This window comes from Streptomyces sp. NPDC051740 (assembly GCF_044453165.1).
GTDB lineage: Bacteria > Actinomycetota > Actinomycetes > Streptomycetales > Streptomycetaceae > Streptomyces > Streptomyces atrovirens.
This window is the reverse complement of record NZ_JBITCL010000003.1, coordinates 388051-397214: the sequence shown is the minus strand read 5'-3', so window position 1 is coordinate 397214 and position 9164 is coordinate 388051. Positions and strand designations below refer to the sequence as shown.

The following is a 9164-nucleotide window of genomic DNA, read 5'->3' as shown; positions in this document are numbered from 1 at the left end:
GTCCCGCCCGCGCGCCGCCCCCCCCCCCCCCCCCCCCCCCGGCCCCCCCCCCCCCCCCCCACCCCCCCCCCCCGCGCCGGCCCCGCCCCCCCCCCCCCCCCCCCCCCCCCCCCCCCCCCGAGGCCGGGCTCGGCGTGATGGTCTGCAACAGCGCCCAGAACCCGGGCGAGGAGGCCGAGTACCTCTCCCTCTTCGCCGAGCAGCGGGTGCGGGGCGTGCTGCTCACCCCGGCGGACGCCACCGGCCGCAACATCGAGGCGTTCCGCCGGCACGGCATCCCCTTCGTACTGGTCGACCGGGTCGCCGAGGGCACCACCGAGTGCTCGGTCTCCGTGGACGACGTGGCGGGCGGCGCGCTGGCCGTGCGGCACCTCGTCGACGCCGGGCACCGCTCCATCGCGTACGTCTGCGGCCCGCCCGGACTGAACCAGGTCCGGGACCGCCGCACCGGCGCCCTGAACGCCCTCGCCGAGGCCGGCCTTGGCCCCGACTGCCTGCGCGAACTGCCCACCGAGCGGCTCGACGTCGCCGCCGGCCGCGACGCGGGCGCCCGTCTCCTCGGGCTCGCCGACCGGCCCACCGCCGTGTTCTGCGCCAACGACCTGCTCGCCCTCGGTGTGCTCCAGGCGATGTACGCGGCCGGCGTCGGCGTCCCCGACGACCTCGCGATCGTCGGCTACGACGACATCGAGTTCGCCGCCGCGGCCGCCGTACCGCTGACCTCGGTGCGGCAGCCCGCGGTCACCATGGGCGCCCTGGCGGCCGAGCTGCTGCTGGAGGAGACCGAGAGCGAGAACGCGGCCGAGCCGCACGAGCACCGCCGGGTCGTGCTCCGCCCGGAACTGGTGGTCCGGCGCTCCAGCCTTGCGGCCCGCTGACGGGCATTCGGCAAAATTCCATGATCCCGGGCTCGTTGGCCGGACGAACATGTGCTGAACTGGGTCACGATCCGACAATCCGTTCGTCCCTGGAGCCCCGTTGTCCGTCAGCTACCGCCAGCCCGGAGTGGTCCTCACCGACCGCCGGTTCACCGTGCCCCTCGACCACGACAACCCCTCCGGGGAGACGATCGAGCTGTACGCGCGCGAGGTCGTCGCCGGCGACAAGGCAGGCCAGGACCTGCCCTGGCTGCTCTACCTCCAGGGCGGCCCCGGCTTCGGGGCGAACCGTTTCGTCGGGAAGCCCGCCTGGCTCGGCCGTGCCCTGGAGGACTACCGGGTCCTGCTCCTCGACCAGCGCGGCACCGGCCACTCCACCCCGGCCAACCGCCAGACCCTCCCGCTGCGCGGCGGCCCCGCCGAGCAGGCCGACCACCTGACCCTCTTCCGCGGCGACTCCATCGTGCGGGACTGCGAGGCGATCCGGCCCCAGGTGACCGGCGGCGCCCCCTGGACCGTCCTCGGCCAGAGCTTCGGCGGCTTCTGCACCGTCACCTACCTGTCCATGGCGCCCGAGGGCCTGGACACCGCGATCGTCACCGGCGGACTGCCCTCCCTCGACGCCCACGCCGACGACGTCTACCGGGCCGCCTACCCGCGCGTCGAACGCAAGGTCGCCGCCCACTACGCCCGCTACCCGCAGGACGTCGAACGCGCCCGCCGCATCGCCGACCACCTCCTCACCCACGAGGTCGTCCTCCCGAACGGCTACCGGCTCACCGTCGAGGCGTTCCAGTCCCTCGGCCGGATGCTCGGCGGCAGCGACGGCAGCCACCGGCTGCACTTCCTCCTGGAGGACGCCTTCGTCCGCACCCCGGGCGGCCACGAACTCTCCGACGCCTTCCAGGAGCAGGCGCAGGGCCTGCTGTCGTACGCCGGACACCCGCTCTACGCGCTCGTCCACGAGGCGATCTACGGCCAGGACGCCCGGCCCACCGCCTGGTCCGCCGAGCGTGTGCGGGCCGAGTTCCCGCGGTTCGACGCGGCCAAGGCGCTCGCCGGCGACGAGCCGCTGCTGTTCACCGGCGAGACCATCCACCCGTGGATGTTCGACTGCGACCCCGCGCTGCGCCCGCTGCGCGAGACCGCCGAACTGCTCGCCGCGCGCACCGACTGGACGCCCCTGTACGACCCGGCGCGCCTCGCCGTCAACGAGGTCCCGGTCGCGGCGGCCGTCTACCACGACGACATGTACGTCGACACCGCCCACTCCCTGCGGACGGCCCGCGCGATCCGCGGCCTGCGCACCTGGGTCACCGACGAGTTCGAGCACGACGGTCTCCGGGCCGGCGGTCCCCGCGTCCTGGACCGGCTGCTCGCCCTGGCACGCGACGAGGCGTGAGTCCGGGGCCGGGCGCGGGCCCGGTGGGCTGCCGGCGCGGCGGGTTAGTCTGCGGACATGACCGAGCCGACGATCAGCCAACTCCCACCCATGCCCGACGACTGGCGGCGCGCCCTGGCCGTGGTGGCCCACCCGGACGACCTCGAGTACGGTTGTGCGGCGGCGATCGCGTCCTGGACCGACGCCGGCCGCGAGGTCTCCTACGTCCTGGCGACCCGTGGTGAGGCGGGCATCGACACCCTGGAGCCGGCGAAGTGCGGCCCGCTCAGGGAGCGCGAGCAGCGGGCGAGCGCGGCCGTGGTCGGCGTCTCGGAGGTCGGCTTCCTCGACCACGCGGACGGGGTCGTCGAGTACGGCCCCGCGCTGCGCCGGGACATCGCCGCCGCCGTCCGCCGGTACCGGCCCGAGCTGGTGATCACCCTGAACCACCGGGACACCTGGGGCGGCACCTACTGGAACACCCCGGACCACGTGGCCGTCGGACGGGCCGTGCTCGACGCGGCCGGTGACGCCGGCAACCGCTGGATCTTCCCGGAACTGGTCGAGCGGGGCCTCGAACCCTGGAACGGCGTCCGCTGGGTGGCGGTCGCCGGTTCCGACAGCCCCACGCACGCGGTGGACGCGACGGACGGACTGGAGCGTGCGGTCGCGTCGCTGCTCGAACACCGTACCTACATCGAGGCGTTGACCGACGAGGACCCGGAGGCGTACGCCCGCGGTCTGCTGACCGGTTCCGCCGAGGAGACGGGGAAGCGGTTCGGGAACCGGCCCGCGGTCGCCTTCGAGCTGTTCTCCCGGTGAGCCCCGTGGCCGGCGACGAGGAACTGCTGGCGGAGCGCTTCGAGGAGCACCGCGGGCATCTCGAGGCGGTCGCCTACCGCATGCTCGGCTCGCTGACCGAGGCGGAGGACGCCGTCCAGGAGGCCTGGCTGAGGCTGGGCCGCACCGACACCGGCGGCATCGGCAACCTCGGCGGCTGGCTGACCACCGTGACCGGCCGGATCTGCCTGGACCTGCTGCGTTCGCGCACCGCGCGCCGTGAGCAGCCGATGGACGAGACGTTCGTCCCGGACGCGGTGATCAGACCCCTCTCCCAGGTGGACCCGGAACAGGAGGCGCTGCGCGCCGACTCGGTGGGCGTGGCGATGCTGGTGGTCCTGGAGGCGCTGGAGCCCGACGAGCGGCTGGCGTTCGTCCTGCACGACATGTTCGCCGTGCCGTTCGACGACATCGCCCCGGTGGTGGAGCGCAGCCCGGCCGCGACCCGGCAGCTCGCCAGCCGGGCCCGCCGCCGGGTACGGGACACGACCCCTCCGTCCGACCCCGACCTCGGTCGGCAGAAGCAGGTCCTCGAAGCGTTCATGGCCGCCGCGCGCGGCGGTGACTTCGAGGCGCTGGTCGCCGTCCTCCACCCGGACGTGGTGCTGCGGGCGGACGCGGGCGCTCTGGTCCGGGGCGTGGCCGGATCCAAGGTCCTCCGGGGCGCGAAGACGGTCGCCGAGTCGGCGATCATGTTCGCCCGCCACACCGCGGACGGCCGGATGGCCCTGGTCAACGACTCCCTGGGCCTGCTCAGCGTGGTCGACGGCCGCATCCGGTCCATCATGTCCGTCACCATCACCGACAACCACATCACCGCCATGTACATCCTGGCCGACCCCGCCCGCCTCACCCGCCTGGAGCCACCGAAGAACTGACCACTCCCGCGGACACCCCGCCGCTCCCGCGGGGACCTGCCACCGTTCCCGTGGCCCCCGCCGCTCCCGCGGGAACCTGCCGCGGCTCCCCACGGGCAGCCGCATGCCGCCCGTTCCCGCGGGCAGTCGTGTCTCCCCCAGTGCCTCAAGGGCCTGGGAGGTGCCCCCAGGGCGGCACGGGTGGGCGGTGGGGGTACCTCCCGCTCGAGTGGAGCCGAGAGTGGGGGAGGCACCCCGTAGGCGCCGGGCTGCGCAACCCCACCCCCGCCCCGCCCCAACGCACGCGAGCTCTGGAACCCCGTACTCACCCCCGCCGTTCCGGATGCAGCCGCAGCCCCTCCGGCATCAGCGTGAGCCGCTCGGTCACCCGCAAGCGGTAGGACGGGTCGGGGCGCAGCTCGTAACGGCGTAGGAGCAGGGCGAGTACGAGAGTCGCCTCGTGCAGCGCGAACTGCCGCCCGATGCACGCCCGGGCCCCCGTCCCGAACGGCTTGAACACATGCGCCGGACGAGCCCGCACCGCCCCCGCGTCGAACCGCTCCGGATCGAACCGCTCCGCATCCGCCCCCCACACCTCGGGATCCCGGTGCAGCATCAGCGTCAGCACCAGCGTCCACGCCCCCCGCCGCATCGGATGCTCCCCACCCAGCACCGTGTCCCGCGTGGCCTCCCGGGCGAAGGCCGGCGCGGTCGGCCACAACCGCAGCGACTCGTCCAGCACCCTGCGCACGTAACGCAACCTGGCCACCTGCTCGTACCCGGGCGCCACCGTGTCGCCCCAGACGCGGTCCACCTCCGCACGGGCACGGGCCGCGACATCGGGATGCCGGGAAAGATAGTGCAGCGCGAAGGAGAGCGCGCCCGAGGTGGTCTCATGACCGGCGACCAGGAACGTGATCACCTGTCGGCGGACGTTCTCCGCCGACAACCGCTCCCCGGTCTCCGGATGCGCGGTCTCCAGCATCCGGTCCAGCAGATCACCGCTCCCGCCACCCTCCGCCCGCCGGACCCGGACCACCTCGTCGACGATGCGGTCGAGACACGCGATGCCGGCCGCGTTCCGCCGCCCCGCCCGGCGCAGCAGCAGCGGGCTCAGCGGCGCGGGAACGCTGTTCAGCCGCTGGGCGTGACTGAGCGTCCCGACCATCGCCGTGACGAACGGGTGCGGACGGGACCGCTCGAAGGAGCCGAAGTCGTGCCCGAACCCGGTGCGCGCGATCGTCTCCAGCGTCAGCCTGGTCATGTCCCCGGGCACGTCCACCGACCGTCCCCCGGCCGCCGCACGGTCCCAGTGCTCCGTCAGCCGCTCCGCCACGGCCAGCATCATCGGGTGGTAACCGGCCATGGCCTCCCGGCTGAACCCGGGGGCCAGCACGTCGTGCGCGAGCTGCCAGTTGGGCTCGTGGTTGTACGCGGTGAACAGCCCGTCGCCCGCGACCGGCCGCAGATTGGCGACGCCCAGCCCGACGTGCTTGGCGAACCGCGACTCGTCGGCCAGATCGGCCACCGGCCCGGCACCCCAGGTGAACACGAACTCCTTGCCGAAGGCGCTCCGCCGGAAGACCGGCCCCAGCCGGCGGGCGTACTTCAGTGAGTCCTGCAGGGGCGTGCGCCTGCTCGCCCCGAGGACGTCGCCGAGCAGCGGCAGACGGTACGGCGGGTGGGGGATGCGGTGCAGCTCCGGCCAGCCGTGCTCCGCGCTGCGGAACCCCTTCGGCGGTACGGCCCGTGTCGTCGTCTCCGCCATGACGCGATCTCCTTCGACCCGGCGCGCGAGTGCGACGCGCTGACGTGTTGTACGCGAGTTCAATAAGGCGGGTTCAGTCTGGTCCGGCCGCTGAACGGGCGTCAAGTAAAGTGCGGGGATGGCCGTGAACCAGGGCGGGCGCACGCGCCGCCGGCTCAGCACCGCGGAGCGCCGGGAGCAGCTTCTGTCGGTCGGTGCGCGGCTGTTCTCGGAGAGCCCCTACGACGACGTGTGGATCGAGCAGGTCGCCGAGATCGCCGGGGTCTCACGGGGGCTGCTCTACCACTACTTCCCGACCAAGCGGGACTTCTTCGCGGCGGTGGTGGAGCGGGAGAGCGAGCGGATGCTGCGGATGACGGCGGCGGTCCCCGGCGTCCCGGTGCGCGAGCAGCTCACGGCGGGCCTCGACGCGTACCTGGAGTACGTCGAGGCCCACGCGCACGGCTACCGCGCCTTCCACCGTGCCGACGCGGCGGGGGACCAGGCGGTGCGCCGGGTCTACCGGCGGGCGCTGGCCGCGCAGGAGCGGCAGATCCTGGCGGCGCTCGCCGCGGATCCCGAGTTCGGCCCCGTCTTCGAGGCGCGGCCGGGCGCCCGGCTCGCCGTGCGCGGCTGGCTGGCCTTCACCACGGCGGTCTGCCTGGAGTGGCTGCGCGGCCCGGAACAGGACCGCGAGCAGGTGCGCGACCTGTGCGCACGCGCCCTGCTGGGCGTCCTCGCGCCCTGAAAGGTCTCGTGGAGATCACCCCACCCGGTTGGCGCGCACCCCGATCTTCGGTAGGTTAGGCAAGGCTTACCTAAGAGGAGGTTCGGGGATGGCTGACGACACACACGGCTGGACGGCCGCGCCCGGCGCGGCGGAACGGGCCCGCTCGGTGCTCGCCGCCGCATGGTCCTGCGCGGTGACCGCGGAGGGCACCCGGGAGGAGCTCGTCGGCGCGCACGGCGTGACCGACGACGGACGGGTGCTGCTGCACGTGCCCGAGGACAGCGCCCTGCTCGCCGCCGCGATCTGCGCGCCCCGCGGCGAGCCGTCCGCCGTGCTGGAGTTCGCCGACGTGGCACCCGTCCCCGTGCGCAACCGGATCCGCGCCCGGCTGTGGCTGGCCGGCTGGTTCGCCGCGCGGGACGGGCACCTCGTCTTCCAGTCCACGCGCGTGGTGCTGCGGCAGCCGTCCGGTGCCCTGGTGGTCGACGCCGACGAGTTCGCCGCCGCCGGGCCCGACCCGCTCGCCACCGCCGAGGCCCGGCTGCTGACCCACCTCGCCGACTGCCACGCCGACGCGGTCGAACGGCTGACCCGGCTGGTCGACCACGGCAGCCTGCACGGCGCGGTCCGCGTCCAGCCGCTCGCCGTCGACCGGCACGGACTGACCCTGCGCATCGAACGCCTCCGCGCGGACGGTGACGTACGCCTGCCGTTCCACGCGCCCGCCGACGACGTCGCGCAGCTCACCGAGCGCGTGCACGTGCTGCTCGCCCAGGCGGGCGCCGCCTCCTGCCCCCGCGCGCTGCAGCGGCAGCGCACGGACGGCGACGGATAACGCGGAGGACTCGGCCACACGGGTGCCTCCGGCCGAGTGCGTCACCGGGAACGGCGGGAGGCGCCCTCGCGCCTGCGGCGCAGCCGCTCCCGCATCCGGGTGAGCCGCGGCAGCCGCTCGCGCTGCTCCCGCGAGTGCCGGTCCAGCTCCTCGAACAGCCGGCGCGTGCGGTGCTCGGTGTCCATCTCGTCGAGGATGCGGTTGACCTCGGTCAGCACGGCGCCCAGCAGCTGCCACTGGCGGGCGTCGCGCCGGGCCTCCTCGAAGAGCAGCCGGGCCAGCCTGTCGCGGGTGGCGGCCGCCTGCCGCAGCTCGGAGGCGAGCCGCTCCTCCGCCGACTCGGCGTTCGCGCTCACGCTCGTGGTCACCAGCACCGAGAAGCTGACCACGGCGTCCGCGATCTCGGACAGCAGCTCCTCGAAGACGGCACCCGTCTCCGGCTCGAACAGCCGCTCCGGTTCGCGCTCCTTGGTCAGGTCGGTCAGCGTGCGGGCCAGCACCCGCAGCACCACCGTGCAGATCTCCAGCGTGTCGAGGCCGGTACGCAGCACCACCCGGTGCAGCAGGCCCTCACGCACCCGCGGATTGAGCCGCAGGCTGTCCTCCGCCTGTCTGAGGTCCGCGTCCACCTGGGTGATGTCGTGGTCCAGGCGACGGGCCTCGTGCAGCCGGGCCGCCGCGCTCGCCGAGAGCGGGCTGCCCGCCGCCTCCTCGCCGATCCGCAGCATCAGCTGCCGCACCCGGCGCGCCAGCTCCTCGATCGACTCGCCGGCCTCCTCCACCCACACGGGCGGGGCGAGCAGGAGGTTGAACCCCATCCCGACGATCGCTCCGATCAGCGTCTCCACGATCCGGGCCCAGGCGGTGTCCCCGTGCGTGGTCACCCCGAGCACCAGCATCGCGCTGATCGCCACCTCGGGCACGAACTCGTCCACCCGCACCAGATGGCCGACGAGCAGCGACGCCAGGATGAGCAGGCCCAGGCTCCACCAGGTCAGACCCACCAGCAGACTGAAGAGGATGGCCACCACGACCCCGGCCACCACGGAGTTCACCCGGCGTACCCCGGTGGTGAGGGTGGAGTACAGGGTGACCTGGACGACGAGCAGCGCGGTCAGGGGCGCGGTGAGCGGGGCGGCCTCGGGACTCAGCCGCAGGGCGATGACGTAGGCGACGGTCGCCGCGGCCGTCGACCGCACCATCTGCACGGTCACCGGGTCCCGGCGCCGCTTGACGAACTCGACGGCCGGCGCGGTCATCTCACGTACCACTTGCATCCTCGGACGGTTCCCCTTCCCCGGACGCATCGAACGTGTTCACCTGCGACGGCAGCCCCCCGGAGGACAGACGGGCCGCTCCTACAGCTTGTCGAGGAAGGCGAACAGGTTGCCCCTGGTGCGGGCGATCTGCTCCTCCAGGGTGAGGCTCTCCTCGAAGCGGGCGCCGGTCTCCGGGACCTTCCTGCCGCGCAGATAGAGGGAGCAGGCGAGGTCGGTGCACATGTAGGCGCCGACCGAGTTGCCCTCACGGCCGGCCGGGCCCGCCTTGCGCGCGGTCATCAGGGCGACACCGCCGCGCGGATGGGTCGTCAGGCACAGGGAGCACATGCTGCGGTGCAGGAAGCCGCGCCGGGCCGGCTGGAAGCGCATGGCCACCCCGACCAGGCGGTCCTCCCGCTCGGTGACGAGATAGCTGCGGTCGGGCGCGCCCGGATCGCGCCAGCCCAGGAAGTCGAGGTCGTCCCAGGGGCGTTCGCCCAGGTCGCGCGGTACGGCCAGCCGCTTGGCCTCACCCTTCGAGCAGTTGATGAACGAACCGCGGATGTCCTGCTCGGTGAGTGCTCTCATGGGGGGTCGTCTCCTGGCGTGTTCTCTGCGTGCTCTTTCGAAACCTAGG

Annotated in this window: 8 protein-coding genes and 1 pseudogene; 6 read left to right on the top strand and 3 right to left on the bottom strand. The window is 73.7% G+C overall.

The window, feature by feature from the left end:
- Positions 1-119 precede the first annotated feature (119 nt).
- The 4 genes and pseudogenes from ACIA6T_RS07535 to ACIA6T_RS07520 all read left to right on the top strand — a co-directional run.
- Positions 120-878: pseudogene (locus ACIA6T_RS07535) on the top strand (substrate-binding domain-containing protein); the annotation flags it as partial.
- Between the two features lie 100 nt (positions 879-978).
- Complete coding sequence (locus ACIA6T_RS07530; protein ID WP_399445601.1) at positions 979-2280, top strand: alpha/beta fold hydrolase; 1302 nt, start codon at positions 979-981, stop codon at positions 2278-2280.
- 57 nt (positions 2281-2337) lie between these two features.
- Positions 2338-3081: a PIG-L deacetylase family protein gene (locus tag ACIA6T_RS07525; protein ID WP_399445600.1), complete on the top strand. Its 744-nt coding sequence runs from the start codon at positions 2338-2340 to the stop codon at positions 3079-3081.
- Between the two features lie 5 nt (positions 3082-3086).
- Positions 3087-3977, top strand: coding sequence for a sigma-70 family RNA polymerase sigma factor (locus ACIA6T_RS07520; RefSeq protein ID WP_399445716.1), 891 nt, complete (start codon positions 3087-3089; stop codon positions 3975-3977).
- A 304-nt stretch (positions 3978-4281) separates the two neighbouring features.
- Here the strand turns inward: ACIA6T_RS07520 and ACIA6T_RS07515 are convergent, their stop codons facing one another.
- Complete coding sequence (locus ACIA6T_RS07515; protein WP_399445599.1) at positions 4282-5724, bottom strand: cytochrome P450; 1443 nt, start codon at positions 5722-5724, stop codon at positions 4282-4284.
- A 118-nt stretch (positions 5725-5842) separates the two neighbouring features.
- Between ACIA6T_RS07515 and ACIA6T_RS07510 the strand changes: the two genes are divergently transcribed.
- Entirely contained in the window at positions 5843-6451 is a 609-nt protein-coding gene (locus ACIA6T_RS07510; RefSeq protein WP_399445598.1) for a TetR/AcrR family transcriptional regulator, read from the top strand.
- An 88-nt stretch (positions 6452-6539) separates the two neighbouring features.
- The gene (locus tag ACIA6T_RS07505; RefSeq protein WP_399445597.1) at positions 6540-7268 is read left to right on the top strand and encodes a DUF2470 domain-containing protein; all 729 of its coding nucleotides are present in this window, start codon (positions 6540-6542) and stop codon (positions 7266-7268) included.
- Between the two features lie 41 nt (positions 7269-7309).
- Here ACIA6T_RS07505 and ACIA6T_RS07500 read toward each other — a convergent pair whose 3' ends face one another.
- Both ACIA6T_RS07500 and ACIA6T_RS07495 read right to left on the bottom strand, forming a co-directional pair.
- Positions 7310-8545: an aromatic acid exporter family protein gene (locus tag ACIA6T_RS07500; RefSeq protein WP_399445596.1), complete on the bottom strand. Its 1236-nt coding sequence runs from the start codon at positions 8543-8545 to the stop codon at positions 7310-7312.
- 81 nt (positions 8546-8626) lie between these two features.
- Positions 8627-9115, bottom strand: coding sequence for an FBP domain-containing protein (locus ACIA6T_RS07495; protein ID WP_399445595.1), 489 nt, complete (start codon positions 9113-9115; stop codon positions 8627-8629).
- Positions 9116-9164: the final 49 nt, after the last annotated feature.

Coding starts and splice junctions, on each gene's coding strand:
- ACIA6T_RS07525 (WP_399445600.1), top strand. CDS start 2,338: ATGACCGAGCCGACGATCAGCCAACTCCCACCCATGCCCGACGACTGG.
- ACIA6T_RS07515 (WP_399445599.1), bottom strand. CDS start 5,724: ATGGCGGAGACGACGACACGGGCCGTACCGCCGAAGGGGTTCCGCAGC.
- ACIA6T_RS07510 (WP_399445598.1), top strand. CDS start 5,843: ATGGCCGTGAACCAGGGCGGGCGCACGCGCCGCCGGCTCAGCACCGCG.
- ACIA6T_RS07505 (WP_399445597.1), top strand. CDS start 6,540: ATGGCTGACGACACACACGGCTGGACGGCCGCGCCCGGCGCGGCGGAA.
- ACIA6T_RS07500 (WP_399445596.1), bottom strand. CDS start 8,545: ATGCAAGTGGTACGTGAGATGACCGCGCCGGCCGTCGAGTTCGTCAAG.
- ACIA6T_RS07495 (WP_399445595.1), bottom strand. CDS start 9,115: ATGAGAGCACTCACCGAGCAGGACATCCGCGGTTCGTTCATCAACTGC.